General features: G+C 71.9%; 18 protein-coding genes, 1 tRNA gene and 1 pseudogene. 11 read left to right on the top strand and 9 right to left on the bottom strand.

Going from position 1 to position 19,316, the window contains the following annotated elements:
* The coding region (locus RBJ77_RS30455) for an FtsX-like permease family protein (protein WP_372347944.1) at positions 1–1,232 on the top strand (1,232 nt) is incomplete at its 5' end.
* Positions 1,233–1,317: 85 nt separating this feature from the next.
* Positions 1,318–2,283 carry an ABC transporter ATP-binding protein gene (locus tag RBJ77_RS30460; RefSeq protein ID WP_255980586.1) on the top strand — a complete coding sequence of 322 codons (966 nt, stop codon included), beginning with the start codon at positions 1,318–1,320 and terminating at the stop codon, positions 2,281–2,283.
* 28 nt (positions 2,284–2,311) lie between these two features.
* Here RBJ77_RS30460 and RBJ77_RS30465 read toward each other — a convergent pair whose 3' ends face one another.
* The 3 genes from RBJ77_RS30465 to ettA are packed head-to-tail and all read right to left on the bottom strand — an operon-like array spanning position 2,312 to position 5,081.
* A complete protein-coding gene (locus RBJ77_RS30465) occupies positions 2,312–3,001 on the bottom strand; it encodes a hypothetical protein (RefSeq protein ID WP_372347945.1) in 690 nt (229 codons plus the stop codon).
* The gene (locus RBJ77_RS30470; RefSeq protein WP_255980582.1) at positions 2,998–3,417 is read right to left on the bottom strand and encodes a thioesterase family protein; all 420 of its coding nucleotides are present in this window, start codon (positions 3,415–3,417) and stop codon (positions 2,998–3,000) included. Before RBJ77_RS30470 ends, RBJ77_RS30465 begins: the two co-directional genes overlap by 4 nt.
* Positions 3,417–5,081: an energy-dependent translational throttle protein EttA gene (gene ettA, locus RBJ77_RS30475; RefSeq protein WP_255980580.1), complete on the bottom strand. Its 1,665-nt coding sequence runs from the start codon at positions 5,079–5,081 to the stop codon at positions 3,417–3,419. Before ettA ends, RBJ77_RS30470 begins: the two co-directional genes overlap by 1 nt.
* A 241-nt stretch (positions 5,082–5,322) precedes the next feature.
* On the opposite strand from ettA, the gene RBJ77_RS30480 reads away from it, so the two are divergent.
* The gene (locus RBJ77_RS30480) at positions 5,323–6,306 is read left to right on the top strand and encodes a tetratricopeptide repeat protein (protein WP_372347946.1); all 984 of its coding nucleotides are present in this window, start codon (positions 5,323–5,325) and stop codon (positions 6,304–6,306) included.
* A 25-nt stretch (positions 6,307–6,331) separates the two neighbouring features.
* Here RBJ77_RS30480 and RBJ77_RS30485 read toward each other — a convergent pair whose 3' ends face one another.
* The 4 genes from RBJ77_RS30485 to RBJ77_RS30500 all read right to left on the bottom strand — a co-directional run bounded on the left by RBJ77_RS30485 (position 6,332) and on the right by RBJ77_RS30500 (position 12,359).
* Positions 6,332–7,759, bottom strand: coding sequence for a Cys-Gln thioester bond-forming surface protein (locus RBJ77_RS30485; RefSeq protein WP_372347947.1), 1,428 nt, complete (start codon positions 7,757–7,759; stop codon positions 6,332–6,334).
* A gap of 379 nt (positions 7,760–8,138) precedes the next feature.
* Complete coding sequence (locus RBJ77_RS30490) at positions 8,139–8,642, bottom strand: single-stranded DNA-binding protein (RefSeq protein ID WP_372347948.1); 504 nt, start codon at positions 8,640–8,642, stop codon at positions 8,139–8,141.
* A 115-nt stretch (positions 8,643–8,757) separates the two neighbouring features.
* Positions 8,758–10,464, bottom strand: a complete 1,707-nt coding sequence (locus tag RBJ77_RS30495) for a YfjP family GTPase (RefSeq protein ID WP_372347949.1) — start codon at positions 10,462–10,464, stop codon at positions 8,758–8,760.
* Between the two features lie 254 nt (positions 10,465–10,718).
* Positions 10,719–12,359 (bottom strand): dynamin family protein, encoded by a 1,641-nt coding sequence (locus RBJ77_RS30500; protein ID WP_372347950.1) that lies wholly within the window; start codon positions 12,357–12,359, stop codon positions 10,719–10,721.
* 389 nt (positions 12,360–12,748) lie between these two features.
* Between RBJ77_RS30500 and RBJ77_RS30505 the strand changes: the two genes are divergently transcribed.
* The 4 genes and pseudogenes from RBJ77_RS30505 to RBJ77_RS30520 all read left to right on the top strand — a co-directional run bounded on the left by RBJ77_RS30505 (position 12,749) and on the right by RBJ77_RS30520 (position 14,137).
* A tRNA-Arg gene (locus RBJ77_RS30505) sits at positions 12,749–12,821 on the top strand.
* A gap of 277 nt (positions 12,822–13,098) precedes the next feature.
* Complete coding sequence (locus tag RBJ77_RS30510; RefSeq protein WP_372347951.1) at positions 13,099–13,602, top strand: YfbM family protein; 504 nt, start codon at positions 13,099–13,101, stop codon at positions 13,600–13,602.
* A gap of 32 nt (positions 13,603–13,634) precedes the next feature.
* Positions 13,635–13,836: pseudogene (locus RBJ77_RS30515) on the top strand (UTRA domain-containing protein); the annotation flags it as partial.
* 103 nt (positions 13,837–13,939) lie between these two features.
* Positions 13,940–14,137 carry a hypothetical protein gene (locus RBJ77_RS30520; protein ID WP_372347952.1) on the top strand — a complete coding sequence of 66 codons (198 nt, stop codon included), beginning with the start codon at positions 13,940–13,942 and terminating at the stop codon, positions 14,135–14,137.
* Positions 14,138–14,161: 24 nt separating this feature from the next.
* Here the strand turns inward: RBJ77_RS30520 and RBJ77_RS30525 are convergent, their stop codons facing one another.
* Both RBJ77_RS30525 and RBJ77_RS30530 read right to left on the bottom strand, forming a co-directional pair.
* Positions 14,162–14,794, bottom strand: coding sequence for a helix-turn-helix domain-containing protein (locus RBJ77_RS30525; RefSeq protein ID WP_372347953.1), 633 nt, complete (start codon positions 14,792–14,794; stop codon positions 14,162–14,164).
* 57 nt (positions 14,795–14,851) lie between these two features.
* The gene (locus RBJ77_RS30530) at positions 14,852–15,421 is read right to left on the bottom strand and encodes a hypothetical protein (protein ID WP_372347954.1); all 570 of its coding nucleotides are present in this window, start codon (positions 15,419–15,421) and stop codon (positions 14,852–14,854) included.
* 124 nt (positions 15,422–15,545) lie between these two features.
* Between RBJ77_RS30530 and RBJ77_RS30535 the strand changes: the two genes are divergently transcribed.
* From RBJ77_RS30535 to RBJ77_RS30550, 4 genes are all read left to right on the top strand, one after another.
* Positions 15,546–16,976, top strand: a complete 1,431-nt coding sequence (locus tag RBJ77_RS30535) for a carotenoid oxygenase family protein (protein ID WP_372347955.1) — start codon at positions 15,546–15,548, stop codon at positions 16,974–16,976.
* A 298-nt stretch (positions 16,977–17,274) separates the two neighbouring features.
* Entirely contained in the window at positions 17,275–17,793 is a 519-nt protein-coding gene (locus RBJ77_RS30540) for a hypothetical protein (protein WP_372347956.1), read from the top strand.
* A 106-nt stretch (positions 17,794–17,899) separates the two neighbouring features.
* Complete coding sequence (locus RBJ77_RS30545) at positions 17,900–18,742, top strand: DUF4097 domain-containing protein (RefSeq protein ID WP_372347957.1); 843 nt, start codon at positions 17,900–17,902, stop codon at positions 18,740–18,742.
* Positions 18,743–18,935: 193 nt separating this feature from the next.
* Positions 18,936–19,316: ATP-binding cassette domain-containing protein (locus RBJ77_RS30550; protein ID WP_372347958.1), on the top strand; the 381-nt coding region annotated here is incomplete at its 3' end.

Here is a 19,316-nt window from a genome sequence, read left to right on the forward strand (position 1 = left end):
AGCGCGGCCCAGATCAGCAGGGGAAGTGGCAGGAGAGCCAGCCCGTCTTCTTCAAGGCGGGGCTCTTCCTCGGCGCCGGTTCGGTCATGCACGCTCGGAGGCCGGCGTCGGCGAGCGCGGGCACCGCGGTGCTGCCGCTGCTCGCCCTGCTGACGGCGCTGACCACGGCGGCGTTCGGCGGCAGCGTGCTGGCCGGGATCGACGGGGCCAGGGACCGGGCGGCGCTCCTGGCGACCGGCGCGGACGCCCGGGTCGACGCCGGTGGCCCCCTGTCCGCCGGGACCGTCTCCCGGGTCCGTGCGACGCGGGGCGTCGACGAGGTCACCACGGTCTCGGTCCGCTACGACGCCGAGATCCTCGACAGCACACGCCGCGTCCCGCTCGCGGCGGTCGCCCCGGACGCGTACGCGCGGCTGGCCCGGCACACGGGCCTCGGAGCGTTCGGGGCACGGGAGTTGAAGCCGTCGGGCGGCACCACGCTGCCGGCCCTGGTCTCCCCTTCCATGGCGGCCCTCTTCGACCGCGGGCGGCTCACCCTGTGGATGAACGGCGAGGAGGTCCCCCTGCGCGTCGCCGCCGTCCGCGACACGACGCCGGCGCTTCCCGACGACTTCCTGGTGGTCGACGCGACCGGGCTCGCGCACCTGACCGGCGTCCCGTCCCGCACGACCGCGCTGCTGCTGACCGGCCCCTCCGTCGACGCGCCCGCGCTGCGCAAGGCGGCGGGGACGGGCACGACGGTGCGGGTGCGCGCCGTGGAGCGCGCCCACTACGTCGACTCGCCGCTGCAGACCGGGGCCACCGGCATCTACGTCGCGGCGGTCGCCGCGGGCGCGGGACTCGCCGCCCTCGCACTGCTCCTGGCCCTGGCGCGGGCCACGCCCGAGCGCCTCGCGCTCCTGGCCCGGCTGCGCACGATGGGCCTCACCCGCCCGCAGGCCCGCCGCCTGCTGATCCTGGAGGCGCTCCCCCAGTCGCTGCTGGCGGCGGCGGGCGGCGCCCTCACCGGCTGGGCGGCGGTCCGGCTGCTGGCCCCGGGCCTGGATCTGACGAGCCTGGCGCTCGGCGAGGCGACGAGCGCCTCGGCGGGCCGCCTGCACACGGACGCCCTGTCCCTCCTGGTCCCGGCGGCGTGCGTCCTGCTGCTGACCGTGGGCGTGGCGGCGCTCCAGGCGTGGTGGTCAGGACGCCGGGGCTCCGTACGGGAGTTGAGAGCGGGCGAGGGCGCGTGAGCGCCCCCGCAGGGGCGCGGGGCGCGCCCGGCCCTCACCGGCGGTCAGCCGGCCATCGACCCATGAAGCGGGAGACCGAAACACGATGACGACCGAGGAAACGACGGGCACCCCCACCCTCGCCGAACTCGAACGACGCGCCTCCGCCCACCGGGACCGCCCGGCCTACGGCCACGACGCGCTGATCACCTGCGACCGGTTGGTCCGCATCTTCACCACGGACGGCGTGGAGGTCCAGGCCCTCCAGGGCCTCGACCTCCTCGTACGGGAAGGGGAGTTGATGGCGCTGGTCGGCGCGTCGGGCAGCGGCAAGTCGACGCTCATGAACATCCTCGCGGGCCTCGACGAACCCACCGCGGGCGCCGCCAAGGTCGCCGACCACGATCTGCTCACGATGACCGCGAAGGACCGTCTGCGCTACCGCCGCGAGACCGTCGGCTTCGTCTGGCAGCAGACGGCCCGCAACCTCCTGCCGTACCTGACGGCGGCTCAGAACGTGTCCCTGCCGATGCAGTTGCGCGGCCGGACGCGCCGCGCGAAGAAGTCGGAGCGGGCCACCGAGCTCCTCGACCTGCTGGGCGTGGCCGACTGCCGCGACCGCCGCCCGCAGCAGATGTCCGGCGGCCAGCAGCAGCGCGTGGCGATCGCCGTGGCCCTCGCCAACGAGCCGAAGGTGCTGCTCGCCGACGAACCCACCGGCGAACTCGACTCGCACACCGGCGAGCAGATCTTCGCCGCGTTCCGCACCGCGAACGAGGAGCTCGGCACGACGGTCGTCATCGTCACGCACGACCAGACGGTGGCGAGCGAGGTGCGCCGCACGGTCGCCATCCGCGACGGCCGTACGTCGACGGAGGTGCTGCGCCGCACGCACGTCGACGCGGCGACGGGTCAGGAGTCCCTGGTCTCGCGCGAGTACGCGATGCTGGACCGGGCGGGCCGGCTCCAACTCCCCACGGAGTACACGGAGTCGCTGGGCATGCGCGACCGCGTCATGCTGGAGCTGGAGGAGGACCACATCCAGATCTGGCCGGACGACCAGGAGCGCTGAGCGGCCTTCGCCCGCCGGTGGGCGGCCGTCAGGCGGGGCCGACGAACAGGCCGCCGAGGCCCGAGCCGGTCCGCCGCATGGCCACGGAACCGTACGCGGTGCGCAGCCGCACCCACGCGCCGGAGGTCAGCAGATCGGCCGGCGTGCCCCGCAGGAAGCCGAGGGACACCGCGGCGTGGGCGACCCGCACGGGTACGCCGCTGCCCGCGATCTGGCGCGACCAGATCTCCCGGCCGATGTGATCGAGCTCGGCCCGCGTCCGCGCCTCGGGCGCCAACTCCTCGACCCGCGCCCGGAACTCGGCGACGGCGGCCTTCACAAGACCGTGCAGCGCGGCGGCGTCCGGGAACCCGTCGAGCCGCTCCCAGCCGCCCCGGGGCGGCAGCACCCCGGCCCACGGCGGCCCGGTGACGGCCGGCGGGACCACGGCGCTCGACGCGCCCCCGTCCGCGTCGACCGACTCCAGCAGCTGCCCGGCGGACACGGTCACGTCGAGGGAGTCGTCGATCCCGTTCTCGTACGGCTTGAGCAGGCGTGCCGTACGGATGGCGAGCACCTCGAACGACGGCGGCCGGCCGAACACCGCGAGCGCCTGCCCGCCGGCCTGCGCCTGCAGCCGGACGGCGGCCGCCTTGTCGTAGTGCAGCAGCCGGCCCAGGAAGGCGGCGAGGTCCGCCGCCTCCCCGGGGTCGGCGAAGTACAGCACGGGCGCGCTCATGCGGCGAGCGCCCCCGAAGGGCTGCCGTCGTCCCGGTACTCCTCCAGGAAGGCGCGCTCCTCGGCGGTGATCCGCCGCGGCCGCTGCGCCTCGAAGTCGAACGGCACGATCACGGTCGACGCCTGCACGTAGACCTCGTCCGCGTCCTTCACCTCATAGCTGAGCGTGAACGAAGCGGCCCGTATCTCGGTCACCCACAGCTCGATGGCCACCGGCGCGTGCCGGTGGACCAACTGCCGCTTGTAGTCGATCTCATGGCGCGCCACGACAGACCCCTGCTGGAAGTCCTTGTCCGGCCGGAACAGGAAGTCGATGCGCGCTTCTTCGAGGTACCGAAGAAAGACCACATTGTTGACGTGGCCGTACGCGTCCATGTCCGCCCAGCGCAGGGGGCAGGCGTATACGTGGCGTGCCATCAGCCGCGGGTCAGCTTCTTGTAGGTGGCCCGGTGCGGACGGGCGGCGTCGGCGCCGAGCCGCTCGACCTTGTTCTTCTCGTACGACTCGAAGTTGCCCTCGAACCAGAACCACTTGGAATCACCCTCGTACGCGAGGATGTGCGTGGCCACCCGGTCCAGGAACCAGCGGTCGTGGGAGACGACGACGGCGCAGCCGGGGAACTCCAGCAGCGCGTTCTCGAGGCTGCTCAGGGTCTCGACGTCGAGGTCGTTCGTCGGCTCGTCGAGGAGCAGCAGGTTGCCGCCCTGCTTGAGGGTGAGCGCGAGGTTCAGGCGGTTGCGCTCACCGCCGGAGAGCACGCCGGCCGGCTTCTGCTGGTCGGGGCCCTTGAAGCCGAAGGCGGAGACGTACGCACGGCTGGGCATCTCGACCTGGCCGACGTTGATGTAGTCGAGCTCGTCGCTCACCACGGCCCAGAGGGTCTTCTTCGGGTCGATGTTGGCGCGGTTCTGGTCGACGTAGGAGATCTTGACGGTGTCGCCGACCTTGATGCTGCCGGAGTCCGCCTCCTCCAGGCCCTGGATCATCTTGAAGAGCGTGGTCTTGCCCGCGCCGTTCGGACCGATGATGCCGACGATGCCGTTGCGCGGCAGCGTGAAGCTCAGGTCGTCGATGAGGACCTTCTCGCCGAAGGCCTTGCTGAGGTGCTCGACCTCGACGACGATGCTGCCCAGCCGCGGGCCCGGCGGGATCTGGATCTCCTCGAAGTCCAGCTTCCGCATCTTGTCGGCCTCGGCGGCCATCTCCTCGTAACGAGCGAGACGGGCCTTGGACTTGGCCTGACGCCCCTTGGCGTTGGACCGCACCCACTCCAGCTCTTCCTTGAGCCGCTTCTGCCGCTTCTCGTCCTTCTTGCCCTCGACCTTGAGCCGCTCGGACTTCTTGGTGAGGTAGGTTGAGTAGTTGCCCTCGTAGGGGATGGCGCGGCCGCGGTCGAGCTCGAGGATCCACTCCGCGACGTTGTCGAGGAAGTACCGGTCGTGGGTGACGGCCACGACGGCGCCCTTGTACTGGGCGAGGTGCTGCTCCAGCCAGTTCACGGACTCGGCGTCGAGGTGGTTGGTGGGCTCGTCGAGGAGCAGCAGGTCGGGCGCCTCGATGAGGAGCTTGCAGAGCGCGACGCGGCGCTTCTCACCACCGGAGAGGTTCGTGACGGGCCAGTCGCCGGGCGGGCAGCCCAGGGCGTCCATGGCCTGCTCCAGCTGACCGTCGAGGTCCCACGCGTCGGCGTGGTCGAGGTCCTCCTGGAGCTTGCCCATCTCCTCCATGAGCTCGTCCGAGTAGTCGGTGGCCATGAGCTCGGCGACCTCGTTGAAGCGCTTGAGCTTGCCCATGATCTCGGCCGCGCCGTCCTGGACGTTCTCCAGCACGGTCTTGGCGTCGTCGAGCTTCGGCTCCTGCATGAGGATGCCGACGCTGAAGCCGGGCGACAGGTAGGCGTCACCGTTCGACGGCTGCTCAAGGCCCGCCATGATCTTCAGGACGGTCGACTTACCGGCACCGTTCGGACCGACGACGCCGATCTTCGCTCCCGGCAGGAAGTTCAGGGTGACGTCATCGAGGATCACCTTGTCGCCGTGCGCCTTGCGCGTCTTGCGCATGGTGTAGATGAACTCAGCCAAGAGAAACCGTCCGGCAGTCGAAGTGTGGGACCCGCGTTCCGCGGCTCCACCGCGTGAGGGCAGATACACCCCATCTTGCCTGACGGCCACCCCACGACGGAAACCCGTATCGGGCTGGGGCCCTGAACTGGGGGTTCGGAGCGGGGCGCGGTAGCGGGCCGGTCACTGTGGGTCGCTACCCGTCGATCGCCGCTCACCATGCGCCGCTCACCGAGCGGACGCCCGCGGATACTCTCCGGCCATGTCGAACCAGTCGGTGAACGCGGGCGTGCAGCTCGCTCGGGTGTTGGCGCACTGTGGCGGGAGCCCGGTCGGTGCCGTGGACGTTCTGGTCGGGGCGATAGCCGCGGCACCCGCCGAGCCGGAGGCCTATGCCTCGCTCGCCGAGTTGTGGCGGGAGCGGCGCACTGAGGTCGAGGGGCCGCTCAAACGGGACGGTTCGTTGCGCTCCGTGCTGGCGCAGGCCTACTTCCTGTTCCTCGACGGGGACGTGGACGACGCCGCGATGGCCCTCGGGTCGGTGACGGGGGCGCGGCCCGACGTGGCGTGGGGTGCGGCGCCCTGGTTCGGCGATGCGCGCTTCCTGGGTGCGGTGAGCGCCGAGGCGCTGGCGGAGGCGTGTCTGCGCGCCCTGGACTACGGGCACGACCTGGACAGCGACGCCATGCGTGAGCGGTTCGCCCCGTGGTTCCACGCGCTCGACGTGGTGTCCGCGCGCAGCCCCGTGCCGGAGTCGCTGGCCGCCATGTCCCGGCTGCCCCGCGCCTGCGGCCGCTACGACCTGGCCTTCGCCCTGTGCGACCGCGCCGACGCCGCCGGCCGGGTCATGTGGACCGCCGTCGCCCGCGCGGCCACCTGGCGGGCGATGGGTGATCCGGGGCAGGCCGCGGCGGCGTACGAGGACGCCCTGGTCCTGGACCCCACCAACTGGTCGCTCCACCTGGACCTCGCCGACGTGCGCGCCGAACAGGGCGACTTCGCCGAGGCCGTGCGGCTCGTCGAGCGGGGTCTGGAGCACGAGCCCGGGGACGTCACGTTGCGCGCGGCGAGGGCCGCCTTCCGTACCCGTCTGGCCGGGTCGGCCGATGACCTGCGCGCCCTGATCGACCTGGCCCCGGCGCTCGCGAACACCGCCTACCGGGACCAGCTGATCGACTACGCGTGCGCGGGCCCGGACGTCCCCCCGGACCTGGTGGCCCGGGCCCGCCGGTCCGACGGGCACTGAGCACGGCGCTCCGGTGCGCGCGACGTCACTCGCCGTCGCTCGACGACGCCTTCTTCTTGCGGCCCAGGACGACCGACACACCGCCCACCAGGACGAGCACGATGGCGATGCCGGCGATCACCGGCGTCGCGTTCGAGCTGCCCGTCTCCGCCAGGTCCGTGCCCGCCGTGCCGGTGCCGCCGACGGACGCGGGGCTGGGCTGCGTCGTGGTCTGGGTGGTGAGGCCGTCGTCGGCGGCGGTGGCCGCGGACGCCGTCTTGCAGTCGAGGACGCCGCGCAGGCGCTTCTCGAACCCGTTCGGACCCTTGATCGTGAAGTCGTAGGCCTGGTCCTCCTGGAGCGGGATCGTCACCGTCCGGGAGGACTCGGCCGGGATGGTGTGCCGGGTGCCCATGAGCCGGAAGCTGAACGGCTCGTCGCCCTTGTTCGTCGCCGTGATGTCGACGCCGCCCGCGGCGCAGTTCTTGCGCGCGTACAGCGCGGGCACGGCGCCTTCCTTCGCCCAGGTCGCCGTCGCGGTCGCGGAGACCGTGGACTCGCTGGAGCCCGCGAGGACCTGGGTCTGGCTGCGCGTGTCGGAGGCGAAGGCGCGGCCGACCGGCACCGTGGTCGAGCCCTGCACGGTCAGCGCGGCCGAGCCGGACGCGGCGTCCGCGGGGACGTCGAAGTAGATCCGGCTGCCGTCGGTCGCCGAGGTGACGGGCGTGCCGTCCTTGTCGACGACCTTCACCCCGCCCGCGGCGGCCTCGGCGGGCGGCGTCACGGTGAGGCTCTCGGCGTTCGTGTGGACGGTGACCGGGCCGAGCCGCTCGCCCGGGTTTCCGGACACGGCCTGCGGCGACAGGGTCAGCGACGCCTGCGGCTCGGTCAGCGAACGGGCGCTCTTGTGCAGGTAGTCGGCGAGCTTCTCGGCCGCGGGGCTGACCGCGTCGACGTCGGCCTGGTCGGAGTAGCGCCAGATGGCGACCTGGGTGCCGGCCGCGGCGTCCTGCTCGGTGAGGCTTCCGGTGCGGGCCTTGCGGGCGAGCGCCGCCAGATCGTTGACCTGGGGGTAGGAGTTCTGCAGGATCCAACGGATCTTGCCCGCCGCCGGGTTGCCGCCCAGCGACGTGCCGCTCCAGGGCGTCTCCTGGTACTTGGCCTCCGTCTGCGTCGGGTTGTGCAGGTCGATGCAGTACGTCTGCAGCGTCCCGCCACCGTCGACGGTCATCCGGAAGAGGCCCGCGGAGACCTTCTCGTCCTGTCCGTCCCGGTGGACGACCGCCTCGCCGTAGGTCTCCAGGCCGCTGATGGTGGCGCTCGCGCCGCCCTGCTCCCTGACCCCGTCGTCCGCGACGGCCGCACCCGCGCCGGATATCGCCCCGGTGGCGACGAGCCCCGACGCCAGGGCCGCCGCGGCCAGACGAGCGGTGACTCGTCCGCGCCGGCCGGCCCGTGAGAACACAGAAAACACGTAATTCCCTTCAGGCAGGACGTGTGACACATGGGGGGTGAGTGTCCCGCCGACAGAAGCGATGCCGGCCGGAGCGCCAACGAGGGCGATTCAGCCGACCCTTGAGCCTCTTCGAACCCCTTTGAGCCCACAGAGCTACGCCCGGCATCCTAGGGAAGCGACCTATCGCGATGCCCGGAGCTGTCTTCCGGCAACCGATCCGACTCGTAATCGTTATCGCCAACATCGGCCCCGAGCTGGGCATATCGACAAATCACCGGTACGCAATCGCCGATATGCCGCACTTCGGTCAGCCGCGTCAGCCAGGTCGCTCAGGTCAATCAGACCGCTCAGGTCACTGAGGTCACTGAGGTCACTGAGGTCACTGAGGTGATCCTGGTCAGCCGACCGGCTCCGGCTCCGGTTCCGGTTCCGGCTCGATCTCGAAGGACGGCTCGGGCGACCCGTGCGCCGCCCGCCGAGCGGCCCTCGGCTCCCCGGGCGGATCGGACGCGTCGGACGGTACGGCGCTCCCCGACCGGGTCAGCGTCACCCGCCGGAACGCGGAGGTGCCGCGCGACAGGTCGTGGCCGATGGCGACCGCCTCGATGTCGGCGGACGTCCAGTGCTGCCCGCCCCGCTCCTCGTCCCGCACCTTCAACTTGCCCTGCACCACCACCGGTTCGCCGAGCGAGAGCGAGCTCTGCACGTTCGACCCGAGCGCCCGCCAGGCCCACACAGTGAAGAAGTTCGTGTGGCCGTCCACCCACACGTTCTGCACCCGGTCGAAGCGGCGGGCGTGCGCCGCGAGCCGGAACCGGGCGACCGGCCCCGTCGGCAACTCCCGGAAGACCGGGGTCGTCGCCACGTTCCCCACCACGGTCACCATCGTCTCGCTGCTCATCGCAACCCCTCCCCCTGCGCCCCGCCCACGGCGGGCGCCTCTCGCGGCCCGGGCCCCTCCCGAGCCGCGATCACCAGACTGCCCCCGCGCCGCGATCCCCGCCGACGCCTGTGTCCTACCGCCCGGTTGTGGAAAACCCGGCCACCCGTACGTACTGCTCCCGCACCTCCCGGTACCGCAGCAGCTCCGCCGCGACGGGGTCGAGCACCCGCGCCCTGCCGCAGGCCGCGGCCGCGTCCCGCAAGCGCCGTTCCGCGTCCTGGCCGTAGCGCCGCGCGGGCCCCTTCGCCGCCATCCGGCAGGACCACTCCACGCACGGCCCGCCGACGATCCCGGCCAGCATCATCAGCACCGGCACCCCGAGGTTCGGCGGGACGACGCCGACGATCTGGCCCAACAGCCAGAGTCCGCCCAGCACCTGAAGGATCGTCATGGACACCTGGGCGAGCACGGCGACCGGCCACCAGCCCGGCCGCGGCGGCCGCCCGCTCGGCCCGTAAGGACCGGCAGGACCCGCGGAACCCGCAGGACGCGCAGGGGATGCCGCGCCCTGGGCCCGGGAACCGCCCGCCGGCGTACCCGTCACGGCCAGCTCGTCGAGCGCCTCCGGCAGCCCTTCGGCACCGCGCGTCGCGGCCTCCCGCACGGCCTGCCCCCACGCGGCGGGCAGCCCGGTCGCGGCGGCGTCTCCGACGGCCCGGACGGCGTGCTCGACGCGCTGCCGCGCCGTGGCCTCCTCCTCGACCGGGACCACGGGGGGCTGGACGGGCGAGCCGAGCGCGCGCTGCGCCTCGTACCAGCGCCAGAGCCTGAGCCACGGGGTGCCGCACGCCTTGTTGGCGCCGCGGGCCCAGGCGCGTTCGGCGGCCTGGCCCGCGGCTGCCGCTCCGACGGCCTCGGCGAGCCGGTCGGTGAACTCCTCGCGGGCCGCCTCGCTCAGACCGATCTGCCGGCCGGCCGCGTACACGGGGCGCAGATGGTCGGCGGCGGCGTCGACGTCGGCGGCGATCCGGCGCACGGCGGCCCGCCGCTCGGCCGTGAACTGGTCGAGCGCGTCGCGCAGTTCCCCGACGCCGTCGCCGGTAAGCGCGGACAGCGGCAGCACGGTGGCGCCCGGCTCCCCGTGCTCGCCGAGCGCGATGCCGTCCTCGTCGAGGAGGCGCCGCAGGTCGTCGAGGACCTGCTCGGCGGCGTCGCCGGGCAGCCGGTCGATCTGGTTGAGCACCACGAACATCACCTCGGCGTGCCCCGCCATGGGCCGCAGATAGCGCTCGTGCAGCATCGCGTCGGCGTACTTCTCCGGGTCCACCACCCAGATGACGGCGTCGACGAGGGCGAGCACCCGGTCGACCTGCTCGCGATGCGCGGGCGCGGCCGAGTCGTGGTCGGGCAGGTCGACGAGGACGAGGCCCTCCAGCTTCGCCTCGCCGTGCTGGCCCTGGAGCGGGCGCCGTCGCGAGCGGCCCGGGATGCCGAGCCGGTCGAGCAGCCCGGCCGCGCCGTCCGTCCAGCTGCACGCGATCGGCGCGGAGGTGGTGGGCCGGCGCAGTCCGGTCTCCGAGAGGGGCACTCCCGCGAGGGCGTTGAAGAGGGTCGACTTGCCGCTGCCGGTGGCGCCGGCGACGGCGACGACGGTGTGCCGGGCCGAGAGCCTGCGCCGGGCCGCTGCCTCGTCGAGAACCCGCCCCGCTTCGGCGAGGGTGCCGCCGTCGAGCCGCGTCCTGGAGAGCCCGACGAGTTCGCGCAGCGCGTCGAGGCGCTGCTTCAGCTGGCCGTCGTGCCCGTCCTCGTACGCGCACGGGGCCGCCGGCGGCTCCAGCACGTCACGTACGTCACCCGGCTGGCCGCCGGCCCGCCGCGCGATGAGCCCGTCGTCCCAGGCGCCGACGGCGGAACTGGAGGGGTTGGGACTGGAGGGGTTAGAGGGGCTGGAAGGACTGGAGGAGCCGGGGGAATTGGAGGACCCCGCGGAACCGGCGGGTTCGGTGCGCTCGACATGGTCCGAGTGATCAGTGCGATCCGTGCGATCAGCGCGATCCGTGTGGTCCGTGTGGTCCGTGACGGCGGTCACCGCCCTCACCTCTCCTTCTGCAGCAGCGAAAGGGCCGCGATCAGTTCGGCCTGGGGTTCGGGGCCGACACCGAGGCCGTCGAGCGGCGTGAGCCGGCGCTCGCGCTCCGCGCCGAGCACGGTGTCCAGGTACTCGCTCAGCAGCCGCCCGCCGCGGTCGCGCAGCCGCAGGGCGCCCTGGGCGCCGATGCGTTCTGCGAGGTTCTCGCCCGCGGCCCTGGCCCGCCGACCGCCGAGCAGCGCGGTGGCGACGAGCGCGGCGACGATCTCGGGGTCGGGCGGTGTCGCACCCTGGGCGTCCCCGACCGCCCGCACCTCTTCCTCGGCGTACTCCTCGAGGACCCGCCGCCAGCGCCGTACGGCCATGCCGATCCGGTGCTCGGCACTCTCCAGGCCGGGGTCGCGCCCGGTCAGTTCCGGGGTGCGGCCGCCGGGCTCGCGCCGCCAGGCCTCGTCGACGCGTTCGTCGGCGGCCGTCACGGCGCACAGCAGCAGGGCGCCCAGGCTCTCCACGAGGGCGTCGAGCAGCTCCCCCGCCGAGCAGTCCAGCGGATAGCTCCGCCACCGCTTCAGGGCGTCACCGGCGAGCACAGCGCCTTCTTGCAACCGGCTGCGTACGCGCGCGTGCTCGTTCTCGTACGCCTCCTCCACCGCGCTGGTGAGCCGTACGGCGGCGGAGTACTGGGCGGCGACGGCGGAGGCGAGTTCGGGCATCCGGACGCGCAGCGAGTCGAGGACGCCGCGGGCGGTGCGGGTGACGGCGAGGGCGCGGGCGTCGGGGTCCTGGGCGCGGTGGGTGAGCCAGGCCCGCAGCGGGGCGACGGCGGTGGCCGGCAGGAGGCCGCCGTTGCCGGTCGACTCCGGCAGTTCGGGCACGGTGAACCGGGGGACTTCGCCGAGCCCGGCCTTGGTGAGCAGGGCGCCGTACTGCCGGGCCACCTCGGCGACGACCTGGTGCGGCACCCGGTCGAGCACGGTCACGAGGCTCGCGTCGTGCTCCTTGGCGGTACGCAGCAGGTGCCACGGGACGGCGTCGGCGTACCGGGAGGCGGTGGTCACCATGATCCACACGTCGGCGGCGCTGATGAGGCGTGCGGCGAGCCGCCGGTTCTCCGCGACGAGGGAGTCGACGTCCGGGGCGTCGAGCAGGGCGAGGCCGCGCGGCACGGTGCCCGCGGTCTCCACGCGCAGCACCTGTTCGTCGTCGTCCAGGACGGGGACGAGCGGGTCGTCGTCCTCCTCGCCGTCCGCCTCGGCGTCGCTCTGTCTGGGCACCCACGCGCGCGTGAGGTCGGGCAGCACCCGCATTCCGGAGAACCAGTGGTGGTCGTCCGGATGGCAGACGAGCACCGGTGTCCGGGTCGTCGGCCGCAGCACGCCCGCCTCGCTCACCACGCGCCCCACGAGCGAGTTCACGAGCGTCGACTTGCCGGCGCCCGTGGAGCCGCCGATGACGGCGAGAAGGGGCGCTTCGGGGGCCCGCAGCCGGGGCACCAAGTAGTCGTCGAGCTGTGCGAGCAACTCGCCGCGGTTGGCACGCGCGCGTGGCGCCCCCGTGAGGGGGAGCGGGAAGCGCGCGGCGGCGACACGGTCGCGCAGCGCGGTAAGTGCGTCGAGCAGCTGAGGCCGTACGTCCAAGGTCACCACATGCGAAGAATGCCCAATTTTGCTGGCTTTCTGAAGCATATGACCGCACCTGCGCGCCGATAAGACGTCAGAAAGCACCAGTAGGACGCCACGGAGGCGTCAGGAGAGACCAGATAAGACGCGCGATACGTCACAGGAAACGCACAGCGGGATGGAAGGGACGAGAGGGGGCGCAGGCATAACGAGTGCACAACACCCGGGGCGTGAGACGCCAAAAGCGGTGCAGGATTCGTAACTGCCTGCGATTATCAGGACCGCTTCACTGAACCTCCACATCGAGCCACGGAGGCGAAGCAACAAGGACCGGGCCCCGGGAGCCCTATCCTTGTCCCCGGCAAGGTCACGGATCACCCCCACATCCGTCCGTCCGAGCCAACGGCCACACACCGGCCCCCGTAGCTCAGTGGATAGAGCAGGCGCCTTCTAAGCGCTTGGCCGCAGGTTCGAGTCCTGCCGGGGGCGCCTCTCGTAGGCCCTGCTTCGGTGGGGCCTTTCTGCTGGTCAGGGGCGTGTCGGCGGGCATACGGAAGCTCCGGCCACTCCCCCGAGGATCATGCGGCGGGTCCGGGGCGGTCCGGCTGTCGCCGCGCTTCTGCGGGTCGCTCTGCCGAGTACGTGTCGAAGTTCTCGGTGGCGGATCAGGCGGCCGGGGGCAGGTCGGCGTTCGTGGTCCTGGCCGTGGCCGCTACCAGCTCGACCGCTCGACCGCACTGTCAGTGCACGCGGCTAATCTCCGGCCATGAGCATGATCGGCGAGTACGCACGCATGACCCCTGCCCAACTCGACCGTGCGATCGGTGATCCGGAGTGGGCTTTGGAGTTCCTGGGCGAACTGATCGACGCGGAGACGGACGACCGGCCGGAACTGCCCGACGCGCGCAGTCACGACATCGACAAGGCCTGGCACGCACTCGACTTCCTGCTGCGCCGCGTCGGATTCCCGGTCGCAGTGGTCCACGGCGAGCAGGAGATACCCGGCGCCGAGGACTGGGGCTACGAACCGCCCCGGTACCTCACCGTGGAACGGGTCCGTGCGGCCGCCGACGCGTTCGCCACGACTCCCAGCGCTGCCCTGACGGAGGGCGTCAGCCCTGCCGACCTGGCCAAGGCGGAGATCTACCCGACCGTCGTCTGGGAGCGCGGCGAATCATTGACATACGTGACGGACCACTACGAAGCGCTCGGCCGGTTCTTCCAGGCGGCAGCAAGTGCCGGAGACGCCATGCTCATCTGGCTCGACTAGCTCAGCCCTCTCCGCTGCTTCCAGTTGAGCGGCTCAGTCGGCGCCGCGAGCAGCCCGAGCCGCGACAGGCGACCGCCGAGGAGGCGTCGCTGCTCAGGATTCAGAAATCCGCTCTCGTCACGCACATTCGGCGGGCGTACTACAGCGACCAGCGGCGGCCGGTCGAGACGGCCGACGACGTCGTGCCCGCCGCCCTGTGCGAAGTCGCCTTAGATCCCCATCAATCGGCAGTGAGTCCGCAACTGCCCTCCCCCATAGGCTGCCTGGCATGATCCCTGCGCCTGGCCCAGAGCCCGCACCTGAGCGTGTCAACAGCCGGGAAGATCTGGCTGCCTTCGTGCGCGCCCTGCATCGCAACCACGCCGAGGATGGAAGCTCGTGGGAGAACGCCGATCTCTCCAGCTTCCTGGAAGCCCTGTCCGCCTGGATCGACGACGCGGGCGGCTGGTACCGGACCACCGGTCGCGAGGTGCCGGCCCACGGGGACTGGCGGTTCTTCGCTCGGGCGCTGATGGCCGCGACCGTCTACGAGTAGCCCTTCGACAGGGCCATGCAGGCCTCACCGTGAAGTCCTGTCCTCAGCGGCGGTGAACCACCCGGGCCGTGCCTCGATCAGCAGGGGGCTCAGCGACTCCACCGCGGAGCGCAGATCCTCGTCGGTGAGGTCGAGCGGATCGGGCAGGCTCCGCGCATAGAAGTGCAGCCGCCAGAAGTCGAAGACCGCTGTCCCGTCAGGCTCGAAGTCCACATCGATCTCTGCGCCTTCCTGGCTGGTGAACAGGCACCCCGCACCGTGAACGCTGTAGGAGTAGTCGCCCGCCTCCCCGCGCCGTCCGATCTGGCGCGTCCGGACCAGACCGAGCACGCCCGCAAGTTGACCCAGCGACGGAAACGCTGCCCGCATGGCCTCGCTTGCCGAGTTCAGGTCATTGACGTACCCCAACACCACGTCACGTGCAGCTGGCACGCGGGACGGCTCGGCATGGAGTCCGGCGATGACTCGCAGGTCTGCCGCGGGTATGCCCAGCGCGGGACCAATGCGGTGAACCAGCTCAACGGTCGGCTGCATCTGGCCGGTCAGGAGCTGACGGATCGTAGATTCGGCCAGCCCTGAAGCCGTGCTGACAGACCGCGGGGTCAGGCGGCGTTCCTCCATGAGCCGGTGCAGGGCATCGGCAAAGTCTTTTGTCATTCCTGGAGTTCAGCTCCTCGGAGTACGGCCGCCATCAGCTGGTGAGGCTGCGCAGGGTCAGTCGGCCGGGGCGGGCGCGGTCCAGTCCTCGGTGTTTCGGTGGCGGTCAAGACCCACGGCCTCGAACTCGTCCGCGCCCAGGCGCTTTCGTGCACCGAGCCGCCGCAAGGCTTGGGAGATCGGGCTGACCGGCCGTGAGAACCGCTTCTTCTCGGAAGCGTCCAGTGGTCCCAGTGCCGGCGAACCGTCAGCCCAGACAGCGGCGCGTTGTTCGCCGACTCCGCCGAAGTACTCGGCTTCCACGTAGGCGATCGGTCCTGTCGAGGACCACCGGGCGAGCATCGTCGCGAAGCCCCCGGGCAGCTTCCAGAACCCCAGTTCCGCCCCGTCGCTGCTGCCGTCCGTGACGGCGTCGAAGACCTCGTCGGTCATCGGCATCAGCGACAGGCCCTGTCCGAGCGACACCACTTGAGCCCCGGGAACCTCCCGGGATGCGACCCGCAGCAACTCGTCCGCCGCGATGACTGCCTGCAATGGGTAACTCATCCCGCGGCCTCCCCGCCCGATCGGAGCCCCATCATCGCCCGATGGCTGCTTCTCCTCCGAAAGTGGGGGCGAAGCAGCCATCGGGCCGGTCCCCCTTCTGCTGCCCGGGCTGGGGAGGGTCGACCTCGGGCGGGTTCCGATGGATGGTGGACGTGATGGTGGAGTTTCGGGCCACCCCCTGCCTGACCCCGTCGAGGAGGCCGTCATGGCCGATCAGGGAAACCCTTATCTGCGTGGGCTGTTCGCTCCCGTGCGGGAAGAGGTCACCGCTCGTGCGTTGCCGGTGAGCGGGCGGCTGCCCGAGGGGCTCGACGGGAGGTATCTGCGCAACGGGCCCAATCCGTTGAACCTCGACGACCCGGCGGCGTACCACTGGTTCAGCGGTCCCGGGATGGTGCACGGGGTGCGGCTGCGGGACGGGCGGGCGGAGTGGTACCGGAACCGGTGGGTGCGCAGCGACACGATGGCGGCGGCCCTCGGCGACAAGCCCGTGCACGGGCCGCGCCACCTCGACATGGACGTCGCGCCGAACACCCACGTCCTGAACTTCGCCGGGCGCTACCTCGCCACCGTCGAGGGCGGGTCGCTGCCCTACGAACTGGACGGCGACCTCAACACCCTCGGCCCGTACGACTTCCAGGGCACCCTGCCGGGCGGGTTCGCGGCGCACACCACCGTCGACCCGGTCAGCGGTGAGCTGCACGCCGTCGCGTACTGCTGGGCGTATCCGTACGTGCAGTACCTGGTGGTCGCGCGCGACGGGCGGGTGCGGCGGGCGGTCGACGTCCCCGTCGGCGGGCGGCCGATGATGCACGACTTCTCGCTCACCTCCTCGTACGTCCTCCTCTACGACCTGCCCGTGGTCTTCAATCCGGACGTCGCCACGTCCCCGTCCTCCCTGCCCTACATCTGGGACCCCGAGCGCACGCCCCGGCTCGGGGTGCTGCCGCGGGAGGGGCGGGCCGAGGACGTGCGGTGGCTGGAGGTCGAGCCGTGCTTCGTCTTCCATCCCATGAACGCGTACGAGGACGGGGCCGGGCTGATCACGGTTCACCTGGTCCGCTACGACCGGTTGTTCGCCGGGCGCGACAGCCGCGGGCCCGACGAGACGCCGCCGCGGCTCGTCCGGTGGACCGTGGACCTGGCCGCCGGGACGGTGCGCGAGGACCTGATCGACGAGCGGGCCGTCGAGTTCCCGCGGGTCGACCCGCGGCGGGCGACCGGCGCGCACCGGTACGGCTACGGCGTGCTCGAACCCACCGACGGCTACGCCGCCGACCGCGCCCGCCGGCACCTCCTCTCCCCCACCTCACCGGCGCCCGAGCTCGCCCAACTCGGGCTCGCCCTCGTCAAGTTCGACCTGGAGCGGGGCGGCAGCGAGGTGCACCGGTTCCATCCGGACGCGGACGTCGGCGAGGGCGTGTTCGTGCCGTCGGCGGGCAGTGGTGGTGGCGGTGCCGAGGACGACGGGTGGGTCCTGTCGTACGTCTTCGATCCGGAGCGGGGCGGCACGGATCTGGTGGTCCTCGCCGCCCAGGACCTGAGCGGCGAACCCGTCGCGCGCGTGCATCTGCCGGTACGGGTGCCCGTCGGGTTCCACGGCAACTGGATTCCCGATCACGGTCACGATCAGTGAGGGGGTGTGCGTGGCGTCGGTCGGTCCGCGTAGTGCCGGTGCCGCGCAGTGCCGGTGCCGCGCAGTGCCGGTGGCACCGTGTGGCGCCGTGTGGTGTCACGTGGTGCCAGGCGGTGCCAGGCGGTGCCAATCGGTGCCGCCGAACGCCCTCGCGTCGCCGCGCCACCATCTGGCGCCAGTTTGATTCAGTGCGACGCCGTCGCGTTTTCCCAGGTCAGAGCGGGCGACATGCACCTCTTGTCGAAATCGGTGCCGCTAGGGGTTGCATGTGGCGCCAACGTGGTGCCATTATGACGTCATGGACCTCACGCCGTATGTCGACACTCTCCGCCAGGAACTCGCGGTGGCCGCCGAAGCCGGGGGCGACGAAGCCCGCGAGCTGGCCGAGCGCCTCACCGCTCCCCTGGAGTCGGCGACCCGACTGACCATGCTCAACGTGCTCTCCGCCGCGATGGACGAGATCACCCGTGAACTCGCCCCCGGCTCGGTCGACGTACGGCTCCGGGGTCTGGACCCCGACTTCGTGGTGACGCTGCCGCCCGCCGAGGGCGGCGCCCCCGCGGAGCCGGCCGCACCCGCCGAACCGTTCCGGACGCCCCTCCCGGCCGACGGCGACGACGGCGGCACCGCACGCGTCAACCTGCGCCTTCCGGCCCACCTCAAGGCACGCGCCGAGGAGGCCGCCGGCCGCGAGGGCCTGTCGGTCAACGCGTGGCTGGTGCGCGCCGTGTCGGCCGCGGTCGACGGCGGCGCCCGGCCGGCCGCACCGGAGAAGAGCCAAGCCGTCGGGCAGAGCTTCACGGGCTGGGTGCGCTAGCCCCACCCGCGGCCCGCCCACCAGCACCACACCGCCCGGACCACTTCAACCCACACCACGTCCCACCAGCGGGGACGCCCTACCGACCCAAGAGGACGGGACAGCCATGCCTACTTTCGAGACCCCCGAAGCGATCTCGGCCACCGCACGCGTGGAGGCCGGTTCCATCCAGTTCACCGCGAGCGAGCGCAGCGACACGGTCGTCGAGGTACGGCCCCGCAACCCGAAGAAGGACATCGACGTGCGGGCCGCCGAGCAGACCGAGGTCACCTTCGGCGGCGGCACGCTGACCGTCCGGACGCCCAAGTCCAACCTGTTCGGCCGCACCGGCACGGTCGACGTCGCGGTCGAGCTGCCCGCCGGCTCGGACGTCGAGTTCACCGGCGCCTGGGCCCAGGTGCTCGGCGAGGGCCGGCTCGGTGAGGTCCGGGTGAAGACCTCGTCCGGCGACGTCCGCTTCGACACCACGGGCCCGCTGAAGCTGACCGCCTCGCACGGCTCGATCACCGTCGACCGGGTCGAGGGCCCGGCCGAGATCACCACCAGCACCGGCAGCCTGCGCGTCGGCTTCATCGACGGGACCGGCGTCCTGAAGAACTCGCACGGCACCACGACCGTCGGCGCCGCCACCGGCGAGCTGCGGGTCAGCAACGCCAACGGCGACATCGAGATCCGGCGCGCCGAGGACTCGGTCACCGCGACCACCGCCCACGGCACCGTACGGGTGGACGACGTCGTCCGCGGCACCATCCAGCTGGAGACCAGCTACGGCGCCATCGACCTCGGCATCCGCGAGGGCACCGCCGCGTGGCTCGACGCCAGCTCGAACGCCGGGCAGGTGCGCAACTCCCTCACCGGTTCCACCGCGCCGGACGACGCCGAGGACACCGTCAAGGTCCGGGCCCGCACCCGCTACGGCAACATCGACATCCGCCGCGCCAAGGTCTGAGCACCCGCCAGACCGGCCACACCCGCCAAGGTCTGAGAACCGCCCCACCGCGCCACCGCCCCACCGCGACAGGGGCCGAGTCCCGCTCCCGCACCCCCTCCGCCGACTCGGCCCCTCACCCGCCCACCTCACTCTTCGAGACTCTTCGAGACCCCTGCGAATGGAGGGCGTCATGCCTTCTTCTGACATGCCCATGCCCATGTCGATGCCCGGACAGTCCGGCCCGTCCGCCCCATCCGCCCCGTCCGGTACCGCCGCCGTCTCCACCGTCGGTCTGCGCAAGTCCTACGGCGACAAGACCGTCCTCGACGGCATCGACCTGCACATCCCGGCCGGCTCCGTCTTCGCCCTCCTCGGACCGAACGGCGCCGGCAAGACCACCGCCGTCAAGATCCTCTCCACCCTCATCAGGGCCGACGGCGGACAGGCCCAGGTCGCCGGACACGACATCGCCTCCTCGCCCGACGGCGTCCGCGCCGCGATCGGTGTCACCGGCCAGTTCTCCGCCGTCGACGGCCTCATCACCGGCGAGGAGAACATGCTCCTCATGGCCGACCTGCACCACCTGCCCAAG

Origin of the sequence: Streptomyces sp. KL116D (assembly GCF_030766975.1) — a bacterium.
GTDB lineage: Bacteria > Actinomycetota > Actinomycetes > Streptomycetales > Streptomycetaceae > Streptomyces > Streptomyces longispororuber_A.

Bases quoted from the DNA above. Each gene is read 5' to 3' on its own strand.
- RBJ77_RS30460 (WP_255980586.1), top strand. From the start codon at position 1,318: ATGACGACCGAGGAAACGACGGGCACCCCCACCCTCGCCGAACTCGAA.
- RBJ77_RS30465 (WP_372347945.1), bottom strand. From the start codon at position 3,001: ATGAGCGCGCCCGTGCTGTACTTCGCCGACCCCGGGGAGGCGGCGGAC.
- RBJ77_RS30470 (WP_255980582.1), bottom strand. From the start codon at position 3,417: ATGGCACGCCACGTATACGCCTGCCCCCTGCGCTGGGCGGACATGGAC.
- RBJ77_RS30480 (WP_372347946.1), top strand. From the start codon at position 5,323: ATGTCGAACCAGTCGGTGAACGCGGGCGTGCAGCTCGCTCGGGTGTTG.
- RBJ77_RS30490 (WP_372347948.1), bottom strand. From the start codon at position 8,642: ATGAGCAGCGAGACGATGGTGACCGTGGTGGGGAACGTGGCGACGACC.
- RBJ77_RS30510 (WP_372347951.1), top strand. From the start codon at position 13,099: ATGAGCATGATCGGCGAGTACGCACGCATGACCCCTGCCCAACTCGAC.
- RBJ77_RS30525 (WP_372347953.1), bottom strand. From the start codon at position 14,794: ATGACAAAAGACTTTGCCGATGCCCTGCACCGGCTCATGGAGGAACGC.
- RBJ77_RS30530 (WP_372347954.1), bottom strand. From the start codon at position 15,421: ATGGCTGCTTCGCCCCCACTTTCGGAGGAGAAGCAGCCATCGGGCGAT.
- RBJ77_RS30535 (WP_372347955.1), top strand. From the start codon at position 15,546: ATGGCCGATCAGGGAAACCCTTATCTGCGTGGGCTGTTCGCTCCCGTG.
- RBJ77_RS30540 (WP_372347956.1), top strand. From the start codon at position 17,275: ATGGACCTCACGCCGTATGTCGACACTCTCCGCCAGGAACTCGCGGTG.
- RBJ77_RS30545 (WP_372347957.1), top strand. From the start codon at position 17,900: ATGCCTACTTTCGAGACCCCCGAAGCGATCTCGGCCACCGCACGCGTG.